General features: G+C 31.7%; 20 protein-coding genes. 15 read left to right on the forward strand and 5 right to left on the reverse strand.

The genetic code is table 11. The features are described 5' to 3' along the window. On the forward strand, nt 1–1044 hold a 1044-nt coding region (locus CLMAG_RS13495), incomplete at its 5' end, for a DUF438 domain-containing protein (RefSeq protein ID WP_066623126.1). A gap of 153 nt (nt 1045–1197) precedes the next feature. Here CLMAG_RS13495 and CLMAG_RS13500 read toward each other — a convergent pair. Further along, entirely contained in the window at nt 1198–1599 is a 402-nt protein-coding gene (locus CLMAG_RS13500; RefSeq protein WP_066623133.1) for a hypothetical protein, read from the reverse strand. 522 nt (nt 1600–2121) lie between these two features. Continuing rightward, a complete protein-coding gene (locus tag CLMAG_RS13505) occupies nt 2122–2613 on the reverse strand; it encodes a hypothetical protein (protein WP_066623134.1) in 492 nt (163 codons plus the stop codon). 377 nt (nt 2614–2990) lie between these two features. On the opposite strand from CLMAG_RS13505, the gene CLMAG_RS13510 reads away from it, so the two are divergent. Both CLMAG_RS13510 and CLMAG_RS13515 read left to right on the forward strand, forming a co-directional pair. Next, complete coding sequence (locus CLMAG_RS13510) at nt 2991–4289, forward strand: hemolysin family protein (RefSeq protein ID WP_066623137.1); 1299 nt, start codon at nt 2991–2993, stop codon at nt 4287–4289. 278 nt (nt 4290–4567) lie between these two features. Further along, complete coding sequence (locus CLMAG_RS13515) at nt 4568–5005, forward strand: zinc ribbon domain-containing protein (RefSeq protein ID WP_066623139.1); 438 nt, start codon at nt 4568–4570, stop codon at nt 5003–5005. Nucleotides 5006–5108: 103 nt separating this feature from the next. Here CLMAG_RS13515 and CLMAG_RS13520 read toward each other — a convergent pair whose 3' ends face one another. Further along, nucleotides 5109–7106, reverse strand: coding sequence for a response regulator (locus tag CLMAG_RS13520; RefSeq protein WP_066623141.1), 1998 nt, complete (start codon nt 7104–7106; stop codon nt 5109–5111). A 354-nt stretch (nt 7107–7460) separates the two neighbouring features. On the opposite strand from CLMAG_RS13520, the gene CLMAG_RS13525 reads away from it, so the two are divergent. From CLMAG_RS13525 to CLMAG_RS13550, 6 genes are all read left to right on the forward strand, one after another. Then, nucleotides 7461–8933 carry a nitrogenase component 1 gene (locus CLMAG_RS13525; protein WP_066623144.1) on the forward strand — a complete coding sequence of 491 codons (1473 nt, stop codon included), beginning with the start codon at nt 7461–7463 and terminating at the stop codon, nt 8931–8933. A gap of 49 nt (nt 8934–8982) precedes the next feature. Next, complete coding sequence (locus tag CLMAG_RS13530; RefSeq protein ID WP_066624993.1) at nt 8983–10311, forward strand: nitrogenase component 1; 1329 nt, start codon at nt 8983–8985, stop codon at nt 10309–10311. Between the two features lie 137 nt (nt 10312–10448). Next, complete coding sequence (nifH, locus tag CLMAG_RS13535) at nt 10449–11297, forward strand: nitrogenase iron protein (RefSeq protein WP_066623149.1); 849 nt, start codon at nt 10449–10451, stop codon at nt 11295–11297. A 17-nt stretch (nt 11298–11314) separates the two neighbouring features. Beyond that, nucleotides 11315–12208 (forward strand): radical SAM protein, encoded by an 894-nt coding sequence (locus CLMAG_RS13540; RefSeq protein WP_066623151.1) that lies wholly within the window; start codon nt 11315–11317, stop codon nt 12206–12208. A gap of 101 nt (nt 12209–12309) precedes the next feature. Next, complete coding sequence (locus tag CLMAG_RS13545) at nt 12310–12636, forward strand: NifB/NifX family molybdenum-iron cluster-binding protein (RefSeq protein WP_066623152.1); 327 nt, start codon at nt 12310–12312, stop codon at nt 12634–12636. Between the two features lie 130 nt (nt 12637–12766). Further along, nucleotides 12767–13318 carry a biotin transporter BioY gene (locus tag CLMAG_RS13550; protein WP_175562182.1) on the forward strand — a complete coding sequence of 184 codons (552 nt, stop codon included), beginning with the start codon at nt 12767–12769 and terminating at the stop codon, nt 13316–13318. 181 nt (nt 13319–13499) lie between these two features. Here CLMAG_RS13550 and CLMAG_RS13555 read toward each other — a convergent pair whose 3' ends face one another. Then, nucleotides 13500–14774 (reverse strand): IS110 family RNA-guided transposase, encoded by a 1275-nt coding sequence (locus tag CLMAG_RS13555; protein WP_066616512.1) that lies wholly within the window; start codon nt 14772–14774, stop codon nt 13500–13502. A 430-nt stretch (nt 14775–15204) separates the two neighbouring features. On the opposite strand from CLMAG_RS13555, the gene bioD reads away from it, so the two are divergent. From bioD to CLMAG_RS13570, 3 genes are read left to right on the forward strand one after another with little or no spacing between them, the layout of a single operon-like run. After that, nucleotides 15205–15930, forward strand: a complete 726-nt coding sequence (gene bioD / locus CLMAG_RS13560; protein WP_066623154.1) for a dethiobiotin synthase — start codon at nt 15205–15207, stop codon at nt 15928–15930. A gap of 18 nt (nt 15931–15948) precedes the next feature. Further along, on the forward strand, nt 15949–17310 hold the full coding sequence (gene bioA / locus CLMAG_RS13565) for an adenosylmethionine--8-amino-7-oxononanoate transaminase (RefSeq protein WP_066623156.1): 1362 nt from the start codon (nt 15949–15951) through the stop codon (nt 17308–17310). Between the two features lie 55 nt (nt 17311–17365). Further along, nucleotides 17366–17803, forward strand: a complete 438-nt coding sequence (locus tag CLMAG_RS13570) for a tellurite resistance TerB family protein (RefSeq protein ID WP_066623162.1) — start codon at nt 17366–17368, stop codon at nt 17801–17803. Between the two features lie 307 nt (nt 17804–18110). On the opposite strand, the gene CLMAG_RS13575 is transcribed toward CLMAG_RS13570, so the two are convergent. Further along, a complete protein-coding gene (locus CLMAG_RS13575) occupies nt 18111–19439 on the reverse strand; it encodes an IS701 family transposase (RefSeq protein ID WP_082831782.1) in 1329 nt (442 codons plus the stop codon). 530 nt (nt 19440–19969) lie between these two features. Here CLMAG_RS13575 and CLMAG_RS13580 point away from each other — a divergent pair. The 3 genes from CLMAG_RS13580 (at nt 19970) to CLMAG_RS13590 (ending at nt 23838) form a co-directional block, all read left to right on the forward strand. Beyond that, nucleotides 19970–21121, forward strand: a complete 1152-nt coding sequence (locus CLMAG_RS13580) for an iron-containing alcohol dehydrogenase (RefSeq protein ID WP_066623164.1) — start codon at nt 19970–19972, stop codon at nt 21119–21121. Nucleotides 21122–21157: 36 nt separating this feature from the next. Continuing rightward, complete coding sequence (locus CLMAG_RS13585; RefSeq protein WP_066623165.1) at nt 21158–22486, forward strand: aminotransferase class III-fold pyridoxal phosphate-dependent enzyme; 1329 nt, start codon at nt 21158–21160, stop codon at nt 22484–22486. Between the two features lie 164 nt (nt 22487–22650). Further along, nucleotides 22651–23838: a pyridoxal phosphate-dependent aminotransferase gene (locus CLMAG_RS13590; protein ID WP_066623172.1), complete on the forward strand. Its 1188-nt coding sequence runs from the start codon at nt 22651–22653 to the stop codon at nt 23836–23838. Nucleotides 23839–24083: the final 245 nt, after the last annotated feature.

Genomic DNA, 24083 nt, shown 5'->3' on the forward strand with positions numbered 1-24083 from the left:
GTTGAAGAAATACAGAGGCTTTGTGATGTTCATGCTTCAGTATTTAAGGGATCTATAGAAGAAATACACCACCCAGATAAGGCACCAGGACATCCAATTCATACATTTAAATTAGAGAATGAAGCTGTTAGGAAATATATTTATGAAAATATAAAGAAGAATCAAGAAGAATTGAAGGAAAGTGATACTAAAGATAACAGGTATAAGCTTATCGAAAATTTTAATATACTTTGGGATTTGGATAAACATTATAGCAGGAAAGAAAATTTGCTATTTCCTTACCTAGAAAAGTATGAAATTACTGCACCACCAAAGGTTATGTGGGGTGTAGACGACGAAATAAGGGAAGATATAAAAAACGTAAAGACTATGCTTCAAGATGATTTGCAAAGTAAAGAAGATATAATTTCAAAAATAGATCAGGTTACAAATAAAGTACTTGAAATGATTTTTAAGGAAGAAAATATACTTTTCCCATTGAGCCTTGATACTTTAACTGAAGACGAGTGGTTTATTATTGAATCTGATAGTGATAGCATAGGTTATTGTATAACTGGGCCAGCAGGTAAGTGGAAGCCTGTAAGAGCTGATGTGGAGTCTAAGGAAGAACATGAAAAGCTTGCAAATGAGGATTCAGAAGGGTACATAAAATTCAATACAGGAATATTAAAGGCAAAAGAAATAAGTGCAATATTTGATCATTTACCTGTAGATATAACTTTTGTAGATAAGGATGGAGTTGTTAAATACTTTTCTAATAGTAAAGAGAGAATATTTGTAAGAACTAAGGCGGTGGTTGGTCGAAAGGTTCAAAATTGTCATCCGCCAGCAAGTATGCATGTTGTAGAGCAAGTAGTAGAGGAGCTAAAATCTGGTAAGAAGGAGCACGAGGATTTTTGGATTAAGATGGGAGATATGTATATACTAATAAGGTACTTTGCTGTAAAAGATGAGAATGGTGAATTCCTTGGGATACTTGAAGTAAGTCAAAATATCAAGTCTATACAAGAAATTGAAGGAGAAAAGAGATTAATGTCTGATTGATTTTAAGGGTTACTGTTTATACAGTTAACTCCATCATCAATTTGATGTTTTTACTAAAAAGAGCCTTAAGGCTCTTTTTCACATTTGAATGAGCATATTTTATTCAAGTGTGTTATTTATATGAAATATAGTAAAAGTACTGGGGTTAAACACTTATATCCAATGAGAATTGAACCATTTTTCTGCTTCCTCAAGATTAGAAAATACTATAGGGGAATATATCATGCCTGAATAAAGAACACAAAGATTCATCTGCATTTCTACGGCTACTGCTTGGTTTTTTACAATTATAATTGCTCCAAATAAATTGTTTTCAACGCACCAAGTAACATGATTGGTTATTTCTTCTGTAATATCGGAAACAGCATACTCCCGTAGGTCTGAACACTTAAACCATTCTCTTCCTTTGATTAATGGAACTATTTTCGTAACGTATTCATTATGTAAACGTAAAACATCTTCATTATTCCAAAGTCCTACATTTTTTTCATAAACAATACACCTTTCCATATCCACTGTCAATTCATATTTCCCTTTAGAATCCTTGATTAGCATACGTAAACCCCTTTTCTTAGTTATGAAAAATATAATTGTCGATTTATAAGTTGTTTTTACAGAAAGATTTTAATTATTTCATATGATGAATATAAACTATTTGTCGATTATTGCTGTATATACGTATATTATACTAAACATAGCAATAATTATGAAGAGGTAAATAGAAATAATTTATATAAAATAAGTAATTTTTTTATTATGAGTTATATATCAACTATTATTTAGCACGATTCAAATCATTGCATACTTTTATTTTTCAAAATACAAGAACAAGGATACAGGTCAATTCCTGTACCCTCAGATGAACATTATGAATATTGGGATTCAAAGAATAAACAGGTTAAAGAGATAATATCATTGAAATATTATGCTAAAGGATCTAGTATAGAATGTATTGAAAGAACACATTATTAATAAACAAAAAGTATGGTAACAAGCTTTTGTTTGAAAATTAATTACAAATATGGAATCAATGGCGGATAAGTTAGCAAGTAACTTATGTCTTTAAAACTGTAATATCTAACACATAACAATAATTCTATATGGTGAGGTTTGTGCTGGTATACTTTTTGTTGTAGCACCATAGAGAACGATTAAGTTTCTGTCTCCAGGATTTTTTGTAAAGGCTTGCCCATTTTCTAGTACTATTTGAGTACAGGGGGCAATGTTTAATCTTAATTTGTTATCGCTACTTACTAATTGACTATTAAAATAGTCTACTTTCACATTTTGATATTGTGTATCTCTCGCCATAACAACTGCTCTAAATTGTGGCGGGAAAATGAGAGGGACAGCTGCATTTGCATCATAAACCCCTGTTACCATATCACCTACTGATAACATTACATGATCTACAAAGTAAGTATTTGGTGCAACCACGAAATTTACTACAGTTCCATATTTGTTTTCTACAGACATCAATTTATAACATCCTAATCCTTCTCCACTTTCATCTATTTTAAAATCATAAATCATGGTAATCATACCGTGAAAAGGTTGAAAATTTTTCATTTTTATTTATTCACTCCTATTTAAAGTCCTATTCTATATAATTTATGCATTTTTAAAACTTTGTGATACATTTGCTATTAAAAAATGTTTTTGAAAATGGAAACTTTACTAAAGGACTATAAAGAAAAATATTTAAGTATATTAAATGTATAAAACATATATATTGAATATCAAACATAAGAAAAGGAGTATACTAAGTTTATGCAGAGTACAACAATAGAAAATTTTTGTTTTCTAAAAAATATATAAATAAAAAGAAATTTGAAATACATATCATTTACTTGTGTAGTTTTATTTAATTGTAATATAAGTTAATGTTATAATATGCTATTAGTAAATAAAAGATATACAACTGCTTAGGAGGAGAACTACGATATATGATTATTTTAATAAATATTATTATTGTATTTTTACTGGTATTTATGAATGGTTTTTTTGTTGCTACGGAATTTGCAATGGTTAAAGTTAGAAAGTCTAGAATAGAAACATTAGTAATTGAGGGAGATAGAAAAGCGAAACACACTTTGGAGGTTGTTAAAGATTTGAACTCATATCTATCTGCATGTCAGCTAGGAATAACTTTAGCATCTTTAGGTTTAGGATGGGTTGGAGAGCCTGCTTTCTCAGATATGATGATGCCGCTATTTAAATTATTTAACCTTTCAGCTAGTGTTATACACTCAATTTCATTCATTGTGGCATTTTCAATAATAACAGGTTTTCATATTGTTCTTGGTGAATTAGCACCTAAATCTTTAGCAATTATAAATGCAGAGAAAATAGCTATGTATACAGCCTTGCCACTAATTATATTTTATAAAGTAACTTATCCAATAATGTGGGCTTTTAATTATAGTACAAATGGAATTTTAAAGATATTTGGCATTTTACAGGTAGATGAACAGGAAGCCGCTCATACCGATGAAGAAATAAAATTGCTTGTAGAGGAAAGTTATAAACATGGTCTAATTGATAAGACTGAGCTAACTTTTGTAGATAATATATTTGATTTTTCTGAGAAAACCGTTAAAGAAATAATGATACCTCGTACTGATATGGAGTGCATTTTTTTAGAGGATTCTTTTGAGGAAATTATAGCATTTGCATTAGCGGAACAGCTAACTAGATATCCAGTATGCAGAGACAGTAAAGATAATGTTATTGGTTTTATACATATTAAGGATTTGTATAAGCAAAAAATTGAGGGGAGTAACCAAAATATAGAAGGTATTATTCGTGAGATTAAGTTTGTTCCAGAATCTACGTCAATAAGTGAATTATTAAAGGTCTTTAAAAAAGAGAGAACACAAATGGCCATAGTTATTGATGAATATGGTGGAACCTTTGGATTAGTAACTATTGAGGATATTTTAGAAGAAATTGTTGGTGAAATTCAGGATGAGTTTGATGAAGAAATTGACGAAATTACTATAACAGAAGATGGCAACTATTTTGTAGATGGAAAAGTTCTTCTTCAAGATATTATTGATTTGTTGGATATAAGCATTGAAGCTGATAACATTGATACAATTGGGGGATGGGTTTATTCACAATTAAAGTCATATCCACAAGTTAACGAAAAAATCATTTATGAGGATTATGAATTTGTTATATTGAAATGCGATAGAAAAAGAATAAGTAAGATATTAATTAGGAAATTGTCTGAAATTAGTTAAAATAAGTTCTTTTAGTTATTATAAAATAACTAAAAGGCTTATTTTTTTTATGAGCTCTATATGTAGTATTAAACAAAATTCAGATTTGTAGTAGCATCTTCTTGTTTTAAAAGATACAAAGAGTAAAAGGGCAGTAACCAAAACATACTATCTCTTTTTATTTTGAATTGAATTATAATTTACAAAATAGTTATTGGAATTGGTAGTAAATTAGGCGCAATTAGTAGTAAGTATAATACTATGTAAATAAGTAGAACTCTAGGAGGAGGAACATAAAAATGATTTGCCTAAAGTGTGGAACTGAGATTCTTGATAAAAGTAATTTTTGTAGTACCTGCGGAACTAAAATTTTAAGCGAGGAAGCAGAAAATTATGTAAAAAATAATAATTACATTAGCTTTTATAATGAACCAGATAAGGTAGTAGAAGGGAAAGAAAATGAATATACTCTAAAATACTATTATAATAAAGCATTGAAAGATATTGATACAAAGAATTATTCTGCTTTATTGAATACAATAGAATATTTAGTTACTTTTTATTCTGATAAAAAAGATATAATGGATTTATGTTATAAGGTAGTTAAAATAATAGAGAGAAATAATAAAGATATTGATTTACGTTTAATTTCATTAAAATTACAACATACGTATCCAAATAAATATTCAAACTTATCTACGAATATAGATTACCTAAAAAACTCAGGATTGGAATGACGGTATGGGAAGTAATAAACTCAATTATAAGAACTGTTAAAAGGAATAGTAATTAACTATTCCTTCTAATTTTGGAGCTATAAGACTGGAGGTTAAAAATAGTTTATTTAATCCACTTCATAATCATACCCACTAATTTCTTTCCATCTATAGGTTTACTTATGTAATCATCCATACCAGCATTTAGAAATCTTTCTTTATCATCGCTCATTGCATAAGCTGTTGTAGCCACAATGGGAGTATGTCTGGCAGTATATAGCTCATTTTCTCTAATCATTTTTGAAACATCAATTCCACTCATTTCAGGCATTTGGACATCCATTAGAATTATATCAAAGCAAGCATTTTTAAGGATTTCTAAGGCCTCTTTTCCATTAGATGCTACCACTACATTCCAACCATTCATTGTACATAATTTCTTCATAATCATCTGACTTACATAATCATCTTCAACAACTAAAATGGTTATTCTTTTTTTGAAAGCCTGATTTACGGTGCTGACCTGCGTAGGAGATGACATCTGCCTAGTTTGGGGTATATCAACCAAGCAAGTAAAATAAAATGTACTTCCTTTTCCAAATTCACTCTCAACACATATTTTTCCACCCATATGCTCAACCAAACTTTTGGATATGGCAAGGCCAAGTCCTGTACCTTGAAACCTCTTTGTCATAGTATCATCGAGTTGTGTAAAATAATTAAAGAGCTTTGGAATGTCTTCTTCTTTTATTCCTATACCTGTATCTGAGACAGAAAACATTAATTCAACTTTATCACCAATCTCCTTTACCTTTTTAACAGAAAGTTTAATTTCGCCTTTTTCAGTAAACTTTATAGCATTGAAAGCAAGATTGACTATAACTTGCTTTAATCTGATTTTATCTGTGGATACTTCTACAGGTACACTATTTTCTATATCAACTTTTAAGGAGAGACCCTTTTTTTCTGCAACCACACCTAGTAACTTTTCTAATTCCTTAAATTGCTCAAGGATATTTGTTTGTTCACGTTTAAGCTCAACCTTTCCTACTTCGATTTTTGATAAATCAAGAATATCATTGATAATTTGGAGCAATGAAGCTGAAGATGACTTTATTATACCAACCATTTCCTTCTGTTCATCAGTTAAATCTGAAAGCTCAAGCAAATCAGCCATTCCCATTATTCCGTTCATCGGAGTCCTTATTTCATGACTCATATTTGCAAGAAACTGGCTCTTTGCTTTATTAGCTGATTCAGCTTTTTCTCTTGCCTCAAGCAATACTTTCTCATAATTTTTCTGCTCGGTTATATCATGTAGAATAGCTATTCCCTCCATAAACTTCCCGTGATCACTTTTAATAACTCTTCCCGATACCTCAATACACTTTTCCTTATCTTCTTTTGATATAAATATTATTTCAAATGGAGGAACATTATTGCCATATTTTATAGCTGCATTAACCTTATCACTAAAGCAACTTATACTATTAGAATGAATAAAATCATATATGCTTTTGCCTACCATTTCCTCAACAGTATATTCTAAACATCTTTCACTTCCATGAGCATAAGTAATAATCAAATCTGAATTGTAAAATAACACAGTATCATGCATGTTCTCAACAATTGTCTTGTTTTTTTCCTGGTTTGCTCTTAAAACTTCCATTCTTGATGTTATATCTCTAGAAACACCTACTATACCAATAATATCTCCATTTTCATCATAAAAAGGAGCTTCTAAAGTTTCTATATCTATGTTCTTCCCATCAGCCTTCCTAATAGTATCTTCATAAATTATAGCTGACTTTGCCTTCAATACATCATGCTCTCTCTGCATGTAGAGTTCTGCTAATTTCTTATCTTTTACAATATCCATGCAAGTTTTTCCTATAATTTCTTCTTCAGTAAGACCTGCACGATTAGCATAGGCATAATTACATCCAAGATATAGACCATTGCTATTCTTATAATCCCTATAAAATATAAAATCTGGTATAGCATCAATAATAGACTTTAATAATCTATTATGATTCTCAAGCTCATATTCGATTACCGTGTTTTTATTTCTATCTTCCTTTTCCGTGTTGTTCAAAGTATCATATAAAACTTCAGATTTCATTTATATTTTCATCCCCTCTACCGTATTTTGGTATTTAATTATAATAACGCAATTTCATCTATTTATTACAACAATTTTACAACTACTTACTTTTATTTTAATTCAAACTCTTCTACGATTCTGAATTACTTAATGGTAATTATATCATGTTTTTCAAGCTAATTCATTAAGGCTAATCAAAATAAATAGAAAGAAGACTATCATTGGTTGTGCAAATGATATGCCAAAAACTTTTTGTTGTATTCATATAAAATTTAGTTGTTTTTCAAATATAAATATGTGTTGTAAAATTTATTTGTAAACATATTATGTCAATCTCTACAATTTAGATGAAGTGAAAGAGGGGGGATATAAGTGAGCATCAATATAAAATCACCTGAAGTAGAAATTAGAGAATCAAGGCTAGGTTCAAGTAATGGATTTGTGGGAACTGCTAAGGAGTTATGTGATAAATCCAGAAAAAATAGATTTTGTGAAAGAAAACGTTCCTTTAGCCAGTGTCTTGAATGTAGCTCAAGTAGAGCATTGTCTATGCTTGTAATGATACAAGATGCTGCAGTAATAAATCATGCTCCCTTAGGCTGCAGTGCAGACTTTGCTGAATTTAACTTTACTAATAGAGCAGAACAAATAAGAAGAAAAATACCTGTAAAAAATGTAAATTTATTAAGTACAAATCTTCAAGAGAAAGACATGGTTTATGGAGGCGGAGCTAAATTAGAATCTACTATAAGAGATGCCTATGTAAGATTTAGTCCAAAGGCAATATTTGTTACGGCTTCCTGCGCATCTGGTATTATTGGGGATGATGTATCCGGTATAACTGATGCACTAGAAGAAGAATTAGGAATACCAGTTGTATACGTTTCCTGTGAAGGGTTTAAGTCCAAAATATGGGCAACAGGTTTTGATTCTGCTTTTCATGCAATTGTAAGAAAAATAGTAAAACCGCCTATTAAAAAGAAAAAGGATTTAATTAACGTTATAAATTTTTGGGGCAGTGATATATTTACTGATTTATTCGGGAAAATAGGTCTTAGACCTAATTATATAGTACCCTTCAGTAAGATTGAACAGTTAAAAAAAATATCTGAGGCAGCTGCTACAGTACAAGTTTGTTCTACACTAGGAACTTACTTAGCAGCAGCTTTGGAGCAAGAGTATGGGGTTCCAGAAGTCAAGTCACCACCACCCTATGGTCTTAAAGGCACAGATGAATTTTTAAGAGAGCTTGGTAGATTGACCGGTAAAGAAAGCAGAGTTGAGATCGTTATAAAGCAAGAAAGAGAAAGGATTGCAGAAGAACTTCAGGAACTGAGGGAGGAACTAAGAGGTAAAAAAGTCTATGTATCTGCTGGTGCAGCTCATGGCCATAGCTTGCTTGCACTGCTTAGAGATCTTGAAATGGAGGTGGCTGGAGCAGGAATATTCCATCATGACCCTTGTTTTGATAATGGGGATGAAAGAAGTGATGCTTTAAAACATGTAGTTGACAACTATGGGGATGTTAGGAGCTTTAGTGTGTGTAATAAGCAAGTCTTTGAACTTGTAAATGTATTAAGTAGATTAAGACCAGATTTATTAGTTGTAAGGCATGGTGGCTTGGCAGCTTGGGGGGTAAACCTTGGAATACCAACTTTGCTTGTAGGAGATGAACAGTTTGGTATAGGCTACCAAGGAATTTTGAACTATGGTAATAAAATTATTGATGTGCTAGAAACTAAGGAATTTGTTGAAAACATTGCTGCCCATTCAGAACTCCCATACACTAGTTGGTGGATGGAGCAGGGTCCGTATGCATTTTTAGGGAGGGAGCAAGTTGAGTAATGTTGTTGAACAATGGAATGAGACCTTATTTTGGTGGCGTAAGAAGGAGATATGCAATGCCGTCGAGCAGCCAAGACATTATTGTGCTCTTGGAGCTCAGCAGACCGTTATAGCAATTAACAAAGCAGTTCCAATACTTCATTCAGGTCCAGGTTGTGGATATAAACTCTTCCGTGGGTTAAGCACAGAATCAGGATATCAAGGATCAGGATATACTGGAGGAAGTTCTATGCCCTGTACAAACTCAACAGAAAAAGAAGTTGTATTTGGTGGAGAAGATAGATTGAGAGAAGTAATAGACGGGGCATTAAAGGTTTTAAATGGTGATTTGTTTGTTGTATTAACTGGATGTACTGCAGATATAGTCGGTGATGATGTAGGACAGGTAGTCAAAGAATATCAGCAAAAAGGCATACCAATAGTTTATGCAGAAACTGGTGGATTTAAAGGAACAAATTATAAAGGACATGAAATTGTAATTGAAGCTATAATAAATCAGTTTGTTGGAGATGTTCAAGTTAAAAAAGAAAAAGGATTGGTAAATGTTTGGGCATCCGTTCCCTATCAAGATAGTTTTTGGTCTGGCAATTTAGGTGAAATAAAGCATTTGTTGGAAAGTATAGGATTAAGGGCAAATATACTTTTTGGACCAGAATCTGAAGGAGTGAAAGAGTGGAAAAGCATTCCTAATGCAGAGTTTAATTTAGTGTTATCACCTTGGGTAGGCCTAAAAACTGCTCAATTATTGAAAAGTAAATATGGTACACCTTATTTGCACTATCCTGTTATGCCTATAGGTGCAAATGAAACTAGTAAATTCTTAAGGAGAATTGGAGAATTTGCTGGTCTGGATAAGGAAAGAATTGAAAACTTCATTAAAAAAGAAGAAAAAAAGTTTTACTATTATATTATAAGAGCGGTAGATTTCTTTACTGAATTCCGATTTGGTATAGCAGACCGGTTCTTTAATGTAAATGACTCTTATTACGCTATCGGTCTTAGTAAGTTTTTAGTACATGAGCTTGGTATTTTACCAGGGGAACAGTATATTACAGAGGATACACCGGAAGAATATCAGGAATCTATAATAAATGAATTTAAAAATTTAACCCCATATTCTTCAACCAAGGTTACATTTGAGGTTGATGGTGGAAAGATAACTCAAAAGCTGAGGGAATATGATTACGATGGACATGTACCTTTAATTTTAGGAAGCTCCTGGGATATAGAAGTCGCACAAATGAAAAATGGATTTTGGTTTAACATATCTTTGCCAGTGATGCATAGATTAGTTTTAGATAGGAGCTACATTGGATATAGTGGAGGTCTTCGATTAGCAGAAGATATATATGATAGTATTTTACAAACATATAAATAGAAGAGAAAACTATATTATTAAAAAAGGTCACATTTCATTTAAGTGAAGTATGACCTTTGGAATATATAGTTTAGTACATCATTTTTTAAGAAATGAAACTGCATCAGTCTATTCGGATTATAGAAGGAGTGATTGAAATGACGAAAAAAGTTAAAGGAATTGCAATATATGGTAAGGGTGGAATAGGAAAGTCCACAACCACTTCAAATATAAGCGCAGCATTAGCAAAGATGGGGTATAAGGTTATGCAATTTGGTTGTGACCCTAAAAGCGATTCAACAAATACCTTAAGAAATGGTACCTATATTCCTACAGTTTTGGATACCTTGAGGGAAAAGAATAAAGTAAATGCACATGATGTGATTTTTGAAGGCTTTAATGGGGTTTACTGCGTAGAGTCTGGTGGACCAGCACCAGGAGTTGGATGTGCAGGGAGAGGTATTATTACAGCAGTGCAGCTTTTTAAGCAGCAAAGGATTTTTGAAGAATTAGATTTAGATTATGTAATATATGATGTTTTAGGTGATGTAGTTTGCGGAGGTTTTGCAGTTCCTATAAGAGAGGGAATAGCAGAGCATGTATTTACAGTCTCTTCCTCGGATTTTATGTCTATTTATGCTTCAAATAATCTATTCAAAGGCATTAAGAAATATTCTAATTCCGGTGGGGCTTTACTGGGCGGTATTATAGGAAATTCTATTAATAGACCTTATGATAGACAAATACTTGATGATTTTGCAGAAAACACAAACACTCAAATAATGGAATATGTACCAAGGTCAGTTACAGTAACCCATAGTGAGCTTCAAGGTAAAACTACTGTTGAAGTTGCACCGGATTCAGAGCAGGCAAAAATTTATACTAGATTAGCGGAGAAAATAGCTAGTCATACTGAGTCAAAAGTACCTTCTCCTTTAGGGGTTCAAGAACTTAGGGATTGGGGTAAGCAATGGGCTGATTGCTTACTAGCGCAAGAGGTAAATTAAAATAAGGGGAAAATATTATGCGAAATATATATGGAAATAAAAATACAGACTTTTCCCATCTTTCAAAAATACATCCTTGTTTAAGTAGGGAAGCCAATTCAAATTCTGCTAGAGTTCATCTTCCAGTAAGTGCTGCTTGTAATATACAGTGTAAATTCTGTAAGAGGGACTGCAATAATAATGAAGAAAGACCGGGCGTTGCAAAGGGAATATTAGCTCCAAAGGATGCACTGAAAACAATAAAAAAGGCTTTAGAGCTTTGTCCCCAAATAACAGTAGTTGGAATAGCAGGCCCAGGAGATACACTAGCAACTCCAGATGCTATTGAAACCTTTAAAATTATTGATAAGGAATATCCAAGTCTTGTAAAATGCCTCAGTACTAATGGACTTTTACTTTATAAGTATGCACAGGATATTTATGATGCAGGAGTAAGGACTGTTACTGTTACTGTAAATGCTGTAGATCCATACATCCAAAGCCGGATTATATCCTATATAGTATATAAAGGTAAGAAGTATTATGGCGAAGAAGCAGCACAAATTCTTATAGATAATCAGTTAAGAGGCATAAATAAAATGAGTAAGTTTGGAGCTATAGTAAAGGTAAATTCTGTGTTGATTCCAGGTATCAATGATGAACATATAGCTAAAATAGCAAAGACTGTCAAAGATGCTGGGGCATTTTTATATAATATAATACCCCTTATACCTGAACATGAACTAAGTCATATCTCAGCTCCTAGCTGCGAACAATTAGATAAAGCAAGAATAGCAGCAGAGGAATATATCCAGGTTTTTAGGCATTGTAAACACTGTCGAGCAGATGCCTGTGGTATACCTGGTAAGAAGGATTTTTCTAATAAACTTTATGAAACACATAATTATCTTGAAACTTTCTCTCATGGGTAATGTACTAAAGCACCTTGAAAAAATAACTAGTAATTTTATAATCTATTTTATTTCAGATGCCTAAAATATTTAAAAGTTATAATTTTTGGGGAGGATATATGATGTCATTGAGAGTAGCTGTTGCAAGTAGTGATGGTATAACGGTAAACGAACATTTTGGAAAAGCAAGTAGGTTTTTGATATTTGATATTAAATACGATTTAGTTGAACTGATAGAAGAGAGGAATACTATCCCTATTTGTAGAACTAATGGACATGTAGAAGAAAAAATTGATGAAACTATTAAGCTTATTTCTGATTGTGAGGTTGTGTTAGTTAGTAAAATTGGAATGGGTCCAGAACTAGCTCTTCAAGGCAAAGGCATAAAGGTTTTTGAAATATCTATGGAAATAAATAAGGCTTTGGAGAGGTTCACTAAATTTGTGTAAAAATTTTAATAAATGATCTACATACCCCTCTTATTGTCAACTAAACTAAGAAATAATAGTTGACAATAAGAGGGGTATAGTTTATTATTGGTATGTCTAGACAAACATTGTAATGAAAGGATAATTTATGATGAGAACAAGAAGTTTAATTTTAGTATCAATATTTGCGGCTTTAACCGCAATAGGAGCCTTTATTAGAGTACCGATTCCTTATGTACCCTTTACTCTACAATATCTATTTTGTGCTTTAGCAGGTATAATTTTAGGGGCAAGATTAGGAGCATTATCTCAATTACTTTATGTGGTTATTGGGCTTATTGGAATACCAGTGTTTACTGAAGGTGGAGGACTTTACTATATATTTAAACCTACTTTTGGATATCTCATAGGATTTATAGTAGCAGCTTATGTTATAGGTAAAATAAAAGATAATATTAAAGAATTAACTTTTCTTAAGGCCATATTTGCACTGCTTTTAGGTTTGTTTTTCATATACTTATTTGGAGTTCTATATTTGTATGCTATTTATAATTTATATTTAGGAAAAAACATTTCTTTATATTTTGCATTTTTTTATGGATTTGTAGTTTGTATAGCTGGAGACCTTTTACTAACTGTTTTTGTAGCATACATTTCAATAAAAATACTGCCTATATTAAGGAAAAGTGGTTATGTTGATTGAAAAGTAAATAGGAGGAATAGAATATGACAGAAACTATAAAGAGCTTAGAAAAGATGACTAAAGCAATTTGGTAATATGTCAAGAACAAAATGAAAAGAAAATCAAATGATTTCTTTAAAAATGGGTAACCTTAATAAACATACAGTCCAATGAGAAAGTATGTTCGTATAATTTATATAGATTAATCTACTCTATTTGAAGAGTAGAGCTGATTTTTAGCCAGCAATCCAAAAATCATACGAATAAGTTTACGAGATGTTAGCGCGAGTGCTCGTTTGTGCTGATGTGTAGTTACTTCAGCAAATTTCTTCTGATAGAACTCTTGATATTCAGGAATATGGCAAACAACACTTCCTGCAGCTTCTATGAGATAATAGCGTAAATAACGGTTACCAGCTTTGTTCATAGGTGTATTTTCAGCTTTAAAACCTCCAGATTGATTTTCTTTCCACACGATGCCAGCGTATTTAGCAATAGCATCATTACTAGGAAATGCATGCACACTTCCTAATTCAGCAAGAATGCCACTGGAGTAAACAGGGCCAAAACCAGGAATAGACATTAATATTTTGTATTCCACAGGATTCATTCCCATAACAGCTTTTTCAATGGCTTTGTTAATACCTTTAAGTTCTTTATCAAAAGCCTGAATACAGTTGAAAGAACAAGCAATAGAGGTTGTTAATGGCTCATACAAACATTTATCAAGACGGTATGAATTACGTGCAGCTTGCTGCAAAATTTCAGCAGTCATCTGAGGATTAGAAATCCTTTTCCGACTTTTTCTATTGACGAAGTCAACAAGTTCTTCAATTGATGTATTTGCAATATCTTCGGAAGATAGAAATTCAGTAAGTATTGAAGATGCGGTAGCACCGTATTTATTAGAAAAAGGATGATCTTCTCCCTGTAATAATGCAAATTCGCTGAACTTAAGAAATACATTGGATAACATGTAAGTTTTTTCTCTAGTTAAGCATTCAACAATATGAAGTCTGTGCCTTGTAAGTCTTTGCAGAGCAAGATATTGAGAACCACGCCAAGGTTCAATATGAATTCTGCCAACTCTTGCAAAGTCAGCAATAACAAAAGAGTCAATGCCATCATTTTTATCAAGAGAATTAAAGGATTCTTTGTAGTTAGCAACTTCCTTAGGATTCAAGCAGTAAACATAAGGTTTGTAAGTCATAAGTTTTTCACTAGCAGATAAAAAATTGGCTATATGTACTCCATAAAAGGAAGTAGATTCTAAGCCGATTATAACAGCTTTAAAAGTATTGTTTTCTAAAACCTTAACAAGCATGGATTCAAGTTGCTCTGCACCAAATTGCGTATTAGGAACAGGTTTCATCTTAATCAAGAATTCCTGTTCAAAATTAATAGCAGAGACAACATTTTGTCTCGCACCAATATCGATACCAACAAATAGAGTTGATAAGTAATCTAATTTCTTCATGAAATCACCACCTTTCAAAAATAATGAGGAAATTAGAAAGGATTATCCTAATCCAAAGTACTAACTGCAACCTCGCGTAATTAGCATTCATCCAGACGCAAAACCTTGCTGGTGGCTGCGAAAGGAGATGCAACATTTGTGTAAGCAGAATATGATACTTTGGTCAGGCTGCAAGCTTTACAGGCAATAACACAATGTGTTTTGCAGGAGGAATACAGCAGTAACCTTCGCTAAAGTTCCGTTATGACTATTTTAGCATTAGAAAATCCTTTAATAAATAGTAGGTTAAAACAGTATAGATCGGAAAGTATAAGAATCAGCAATACTGAATTGGGAGAATCCCCACTAGAAAAATTGAGATGCTTTCTTAATCTATACAAAATATAAAAAATAAATAAGTTTATAGGCAGTAAATAACTGCTATAAACTTATTATACGAGGAGTATTTATAGTTGGAACAGATACCAATGTAGGAAAAACCATTATAACATCAGCACTTATGCATGTCCTTAGAGGGAGTGGTTATAAGGCTACATATTTTAAAGCAGCATTAAGTGGTGCCGTAGAGATAGGTGACAAACTTATTCCAGTTGACACAAAGCTTGTTGGTGAGGTGAGTAACCTAAAGGAAAGCTATGAAAATACCACACCTTATGTTTATAAAACTGCGGTATCACCCCATCTTGCAGCGAAGCTTGAGAATAAATCAATTGATCTAAATGTGATAGAAGAAAAATACTCTTATTTAAAGGAACATTACGATTATATAATTGCTGAAGGTAGCGGTGGAATAGTATGTCCATTGATAGATGACGAAAGAGGATTGTATTTACTTGAGAATCTTATTAAAGATTTGAATATGAGCGTCATTATTGTAGCAAGAGCTGAATTAGGCACAATAAATCACACTGTGTTAACAGTAAAATATATAGAAGCATTAGGAATAAAAATTAAAGGAATCATAATAAACAACTATAAAAAAAGCTTACTTTATGATGATAACATAAATTTAATAAAAAAGTTAACTAAACTACCTATCATAGGCAAATTTGAAAATATTGAAGGTTTAAAAGATGACAGTATAGAAGCTATACGAGTAAATGCAGATAAAGCTTTTAATGTAGAGAAGATAATAGAATGGATGGATTATTTATAATAATTAGGAGGTATAGGTATGAATAGTTATGTAGAAAAGGACTTGCAGTATATATGGCATCCCTGTGCGCAGATGAAAGATTATGAAGAATTGAATCCAATAGTCATTGAAAAAGGTGAAGGGGTTTGGCTCTATGATATAAATGGAAAAAGGTATTTAGACTGTATATCATCTTGGTGGACAAACACTTTAGGGCACAGCAACAAAAGAATTAATGAAGCTATAAAAAAACAGATAGACAACATTGAGCATGTTATATTTGCAAATTTCTCAAATAAGCCTGCTATTGAGTTAGCAGAAAAGTTGGTAAAAATAACACCAAATAAACTTAAGAAGGTGTTTTTCTCAGACAATGGGTCTTCAGCTGTAGAAATAGCTTTAAAGATGAGTTTTCACTATAATATGCAAAGAGGAAATGTTAAAAAGAAAAAGTTTGTAGCACTTAGTGACGCTTATCATGGAGAAACTCTAGGGGCTCTGTCTGTTTGTGATATAGATGAATTTAATACGGTATACAAGCCTCTTTTGTTAGATACTATAAGGGTGGAGGGCCCTGATTGCTATAGATGTACATATAATAGAGATAGTTGTCATGCTGAATGTTTTGGAAATATGGAAAAGTGTATGATAGAAAATAATCAGGAGATAAGTGCTGTGATAGTGGAGCCTATGGTTCAAGGGGCTGCAGGCATGAAAATTTACTCTCCAATTTACTTAAAGAAGCTGCGCAAACTTTGTGATGAGTACGATATACATCTTATTTTAGATGAGATTGCTGTAGGCTTTGGAAGAACAGGAGAGATGTTTGCTTGCAATCATGCTAAAATAAGTCCGGACTTTATGTGTTTATCAAAGGGTATTTCTGCTGGATATATGCCAATGTCAGTAGTAATGACAACAGATGAGGTTTATAATTGCTTCTATGGTGACTATAAGGATCGAAAATCCTTTTTGCATAGTCATACCTATTCAGGTAATGCTATGGCCTGTGCTATTGCTTTAGAAAACCTAAAAATATTTGAAGAAGAAAATATAATAGAGCAAAATAAGAAAAAAGGTGAATTTATAAAAAAACTTACACTAGAAAAAGCTAAGCTTTCAAATTATATTGGTGAAGTGAGAAGTCTAGGTATGATAACAGCTATCGAAATAGTGAGAGATAAGGAAACAAAAGAAGGGTATCCTTGGCATATGAGAGTAGGCTATGAAATTTATAAGATTGCTCTTAGAAAGGGCTTAGTGCTAAGACCCATAGGAAATGTACTCTATTTTATTCCGCCATATATTATTAATGAAGATGAAATAGAATTTATGGTCAATACTTGTTTTCAAAGCATTGAAGAATATTTTAAAAGCAACACCTTTAAGGTTTACAACTAGTTTGTTGTGTTGTAATATTATGTTAATAACTATTATTCTGAGGGGGTAACTAAATATGTTTTTAAATGAACTTAATAAAAAGGAAGCAATTGACTTTATTAAGATAGTTGAAACTTTAGCTAAAATAGATGATACTTTTGCTCAAAGCGAAAAGGAATTGCTAAGTGAGTATATAGAAGAACTCTCTTTAACTAATGAAACTATAGAAAGCCTTGATTTTGAAGCATCAGTAAAAGAGCTAGTTTCATCAACTGATAGAATTAGAAACATAATTTATTTTGAATTGGTTGGATTAGCTTTAGCAGATGGATCATATGATGAAAAAGAAGTAGAGTTCTTAAATAACCTTGCTGTTCAATTTGATATTAGCACTAAGAAGCAGAAAGAATTTATAGATTACTTTAAGATAGTTAAGGAAGTCTATGAATCTACATTTGTTGATTATGAAAGTAAAATAGAGTCATTAAAAAAAGCAGCTATGGACTTGTTATAAATGTAGAACCTTATATAAAAGAAATATAAAGGAAAGTTGCAGAATGATTGACACTATATGTTATAAGTGTATTTAATATATAGAAAATAAGCATTGGTAGTAATACTGGTGCTTATTTTTTTATATATTAAAGAAAGAACTTAATTTTTTGATTTTGAAAGAATTATTTTGCTCCATATACACCATGAAAATCAATTTTTGGTTCGTATTATATAATGGGAGTGATAAAAAATGAGAATAAATCCAATTATTAAAACAGATGAATATAATACACATAGAGAATTAAATACACCACTTTACAAGAAAATTAACTAACCTCATCTAAATATATTAAGGAATTAATTGCCTCTAAAGCTTCTTGATTAATATTGCTCTTTTGTATCTTTTGCACGAAAGTGCTTAATATTAATTCTTTTGATATTTGGTAAGAGATAGCATTTTTAATTTCTTGAGGACTTTGAAATTTATATTTAGAAAAAGACTTATGAATAAAAGGCAATATTACTACAAAGCTATAGGCGATAGCCAGTAAATTAGTATAATTTTCTATTGCCTTTTTATTTCGTACCATGTAGTTACCAAAAGACCAAAAGAATTTATGTTGATAGAAAAACACTTCTATATTCCATCTGAATTTATATGCAAAAAATGGAATAAGAGTTGGTCTTTCTTTATCAGCTTTACATTCATCTACAGTATAGTTTTTAAAAATTTGTATATCTGATGGCTCTATGGAGCAAATATAAACTCTTACAGATGAGAATTTATCTACATCTGTAGTTGTTACTGTTACTATAACAGGTTCATTAAACAAATTTGTTAAAACCTTTTTAGTTGCAATATAGTAGTCATCCTCTTTAGTGTAGTCAAAATCTCTAATATTAAGTTTTAAACCTTTCTTTCTTGGGCGTCCTCTTTTTCCAGTAGGTTCTGGACATAAATCATATATGCTGGTATCAGAACGGACTGCCCCTATGATAGAAAGATTGGTATAATTTCTGAACATATTTAGAAAAGGTCTTTTAGTGTACCAACTATCGCATAACACTATAACTTGGTAATCTAATAGTAACAGCATAATGTTTTGTATCATCTTACCAGCTATTTCAAGTTTGGTTTCACTCTTATCATAGAGTTTATATCCAACTGGCAATGTAAGGTATTTGATTTTACCACAAAAGAGTATAGGGATGCTTATAACCAATGATACAAAGCAATGTCCATTTAAGAAAGAGGTGCCATCATGCTTTGTATGGTCAAAAAGCTTACCGTAACAATCAAACTTATCTCCAAATTTAGCTTGAAGTGTGTCATCTATAATTAAGAATATAGTTATAGTAGACTTAAGCTCTTCGGGAATAAGTGAGATTGCTATTTTTACTGTTGCAAACATTAAGCTCTCTATCGAGAAGTTTGTATAGGATAAAAAATAATAAAAGCTATTAAGAACTTTATTCCAATACTTTTTGATAAAATTGTCATATAAAAATTTTATAGAACGAACTTCTTGAGTTGAAAGCATAGCAGTAACAAGTAAAATAAATATATGAAAGCTCCGCTTATTGAAGATGGAGCGATATTTACTTAAATAATTTTCTATTGTTTTAATTGTTGATTTTTCGTCAATACTAATCATAGTACTAGATACCTCCTAATCAGTGCTGGTTTGCTCAATATTAGTATTGATAATTAAGAGGTATTTGGTACGTTGTATTTTTTGGTAACTTAAATTACTTGTAAAGTGGTGGAATTAAATAGTAAATATGAAAAAAAGCATATCAAAAGAGATGAAGATCAAGATATATCATTTTTAGACATTTTGGAACGAAGGAAGAAAAATATTATGGACGGGAATAGAAGATAGCGCCAAGGTCTAAATAATATTTATGTAAGATATACTAATTGAAAGATAAATGCTTAAGTTTTGCTATGTCAAAATGAAAACTGCTGTAGATAAATTAAAATCTATATCTATGGCAGTTTTTTTGTTATACAAAATATTAATTGTTTTCTATGTACAAAAATATCAAGGTAAATTTGTACACTATGGACATGTGATTAACTTTAATAATGTGGTAAATTATAAATAATAAATTTAACAAAAGTTTAATAATGACATATAAAAATTTGTAAATTATCAATTAATATGTTGTGGAGGTAGATTTTATGAGTTTTTCAATTTTTCAAAGTCCTGAGAAAATAATATATGGAGAAGATACAGTAAACTTAACAGGAAGAGAAGCAGTGACCTTTGGTAATAAGGTTTTAGTAGTTACTGGTAAAGGTTCTTCTAAAAAGACAGGTGCTCTTGATAAAGTGTTAAAGAGCCTAAAAGACAGCTCTTTAGAATATATAGTATTTGATAAAGTGGAATCAGATCCTAGTGTTAATACTGTGAGAGAAGGTGTCAAGCTTGCAAAACAAGAAGGTGCTAATTTAATAGTAGCATTAGGTGGGGGAAGTGCTTTAGATGCTGCAAAGGGCATAAGTGTCATGACTGGTAATAAAGGAGATATTGTAGATTATGAGAAAAAAACTCCTGAAAAAGAAGGAATGCCAATAATAGCAATACCTACAACAGCAGGTACAGGAAGCGAGGTAACTAAATTTACAATTATAACAGACACAGAAAGAAAGATAAAAATGCTGATAGGCGGTGATACCTTAATACCCAAAGTAGCAATTTTAGACCATAAGCTTACAGTTATGATGCCTCCAGCAGTTACTGCTGCTACAGGAATGGATGCTTTAACCCATGCTATAGAAGCTTTTATATCTAAAAAGTCTCAGCCTACTACAGATATGTACGCTTTATCTGCTATTAAGATTATAAGCGCTAATTTAGCTAAAGCAGTTTTAGACGGAGAAAATCTAGAAGCTAGAAAAAATATGTTGCTAGGTCAAATGTATGCAGGTTTAGCTTTTAGCAATGCATCAGTTGCATTAGTCCATTCTATGTCGAGACCTTTAGGTGCATATTTCAAGGTGCCACATGGTCTTGCAAATGCATTACTGCTTCCAGTAGTTATGGAGTTTAATAGGGCTGCCTGCGCAGAAAAGTTTGTTTCTATTGCAAAGGCCATGGGAGAAAAAACAAATCATAAATCTGTTAGAGATGCTAGTAGTTTAGCTGTAGAGGCAGTAAATAAATTATTTTTTGAGACAGGCTTACCTAAAACTTTAAAACAAGTAGGTGTAGAAAAAGAGCTAATAGAAAAGATGGCAGAGGATGCTATGGCCAGCGGAAGCACAGCTAATAATCCTAGAAAACCTAATGTGAAAGAACTTGTGGGGATTTATAACAAAATATATGAGTAAAAATAAAATTATTAATAGACTTAAGGGGGTACTAAAATGTTATCAGTAGAGGAAATAAAAAAATATGATAAAAATTATAATCTTCATTCTTGGAGTGCACAGGGTGCTTTAAATCCCTTAGTAATTACAAAAGCTGAAGGAATATATTTTTGGGATAGTGATGGAAAGAGATATATGGACATGTCTTCTCAGCTTGTAAATTTAAATATAGGACATGGTAATAAGAAAGTTATTGAAGCTATAAAAAATCAAGCAGAAAAACTTCCTTTTATGGGACCAGGCTATGCTGTAGATGTAAGATCGGAACTGGCTAAAAAAGTTATAGAAAAAGCACCTGAGAATATGGGAAAAGTATTTTTTACCTTAGGAGGAGCTGAATCAAATGAAAATGCTATAAAAATAGCTAAATTGGTTACAGGAAGACATAAAATATTTTCAAGATATCGTTCCTACCATGGCGCTAGCTTTGGTGCAGCAAATTTAAGTGGTGAGCCTAGAAGATATACCTGTGAGCCTGGTATACCTGGTTTTGTAAAATTCTTTGACCCTTACATTTATAGAGAAGATATAGATTTTAAAAGTGAAGAAGAGGCAGCTAAGTTTTACGTAAATAAATTAAATGAACAGATACTTTATGAAGGACCAGAAAGTATAGCAGCTATTTTCATGGAAACAATAACTGGAAGTAACGGAATCATCATTCCTCCAAAGGGATATCTACAGGGTGTAAGAACTCTTTGTGATAAATACGGAATAGTTATGGTTTGTGATGAAGTAATGGCAGGCTGGGGAAGAACAGGAGAATGGTTTGCATGTAACAATTGGAATGTTGAGCCTGATATTATTACTTTCGCAAAGGGAATTACTTGTGGATATGTGCCTTTAGGAGGTGTTATAGTAAGTAAACCTATAGCAGAATATTTTGATGAGAATACATTAATGTGTGGATTAACCTACAATGCTCATCCATTAGCTTGTGCAGCAGGTTGTGCAACTTTGGAGGTATATGAGGAACAAAACTTAATAGAAAACGCCAAAAATATGGGCAAAATATTAGGTTTTGAGCTTGAAAAGATTAAAGAAAAACATCCATCTGTAGGAGATGTAAGATATATAGGATTGTTCTCAGCAATAGAGCTGGTTAAAGATAAAACTACTAGGGAAGCTTTAGTACCTTATGGAAAAGATCCTGATAAGATAATGGGAAAAATGATAGGAATGCTAAAACAAGAAGGATTTTCAACTTATTCCCATGAAAATTGCATAATGATTGCACCACCTTTGATAATAAAGGAAGAGGAGATAAATGAAGCTATGATAATTTTAGATAGGGTTTTAAATTTCGTTGATGAGTATATAAAATAAGTGAAAAATCTACAGTAGGAGTAGAGTATCCTAATATTTGTATGAATCCAATATAGGAATACTCTATTTGAATTTTTCTGCAAATATATATAGTATTGCACTGTGTTTTGTATTATAATAATCTGATAAACATTTATTTTGCAAAAATAAAAGGGGGCAATTTCATGTTTTCAGAAAAGATAGTAGACAATTTAAGCAGATCTTCTTGGATTAGAGCAATGTTTGAGGAAGGGGCAAAACTTGCAGAAAAATATGGGGCAGACAATGTTTATGACTTTAGTCTTGGAAACCCTTATGCTGAACCTCCAAAAGAGGTAACAGAATCACTTAAAAATTACATATTAAATGATTCAAAAGGTATTCATAGATATATGAATAATGCGGGTTATCCAGAGGTTAGAGAAAAAATAGCAAAATCTTTACAAAAAGAAAGTGGAGTTCAGCTTTCAGCGGATAACGTTGTAATGACAGTTGGTGCTGCAGGAGGGTTAAACGTAGTATTAAAAGCTATTCTTAATCCAGGTGAAGAGGTTATTGTTTTTGCACCATACTTTGTAGAATATAATTTCTATGCAGATAACCATGGTGGAAAAACAGTGGTGGTTCCACCGGATGTTACTACCTTTGAACCAGATTTAAATGCTTTTAAAAAGAGCATAACTCCAAAAACAAAAGCTTTAATTATCAATAATCCTAATAACCCAACAGGAGTTATATATAGTGAAGAAAAATTAAAAAATATTGCAGAAATCTTAGCTAAAAAAGAGAAAGAATATGGAACAACAATCTTTGTTCTCTCCGATCAGCCATATAGTGAAATAATTTATGATGGAGCTAAGGTACCAAGTATGTTAGCTATTTTTAATAACTCAATTATAGTAAATTCCTTTAGTAAATCTTTAGGACTAGCAGGTGAGAGAATAGGTTATATTGCAGCAAGCAGCAGAATAAATGATATACATATACTTATGGATGCTCTAACTTTCTGTAACCGTACCCTTGGCTTTGTAAATGCTCCAGGATTATTTCAGAAAGTTGTTGCTGATTCATTAGATGCTAAAGTAGAAACTGAAGAATATAAAAAGAGAAGAGATTTTTTATATGAAAATCTTACAAGACTTGGTTTTGAGTGTGTAAAACCTCAAGGGGCTTTTTACCTTTTCCCAAAGGCATTTATAAAGGATGATGTGGAGTTTATAAAGAGAGCAATAAATCATAACTTACTTCTTGTTCCGGGAAGTGGTTTTGGATGTCCAGGATATTTTAGAATTTCATATTGTGTAAAATTTGACATGATTGAAAGATCAATTTCTGCTTTTGAAAAATTAGCGGAAGAATTTAATAAAGGCTAGTAGTAAGAGTCTCGCTTTGTTCTGTAATATTATGATGGTTACAGAGCAAAGTGTAGGATTTAGAAATTTTCAGATATTAATTATATAAGTAATGACACTAAAAGTTAAGAGGGCTCATGATAAAATATGTTTATCATAAGCCCTCTTAACTTTTAGGTTGATAGAGTATTATTGTTGCAATAAAAAAGAATACTATTTCATACTTAACATCATTAGGATACAATTTGCAGGTTAAGTTTAGGTAA

It is taken from the genome of Clostridium magnum DSM 2767 (assembly GCF_001623875.1).
GTDB classification, from domain to species: domain Bacteria; phylum Bacillota; class Clostridia; order Clostridiales; family Clostridiaceae; genus Clostridium_AM; species Clostridium_AM magnum.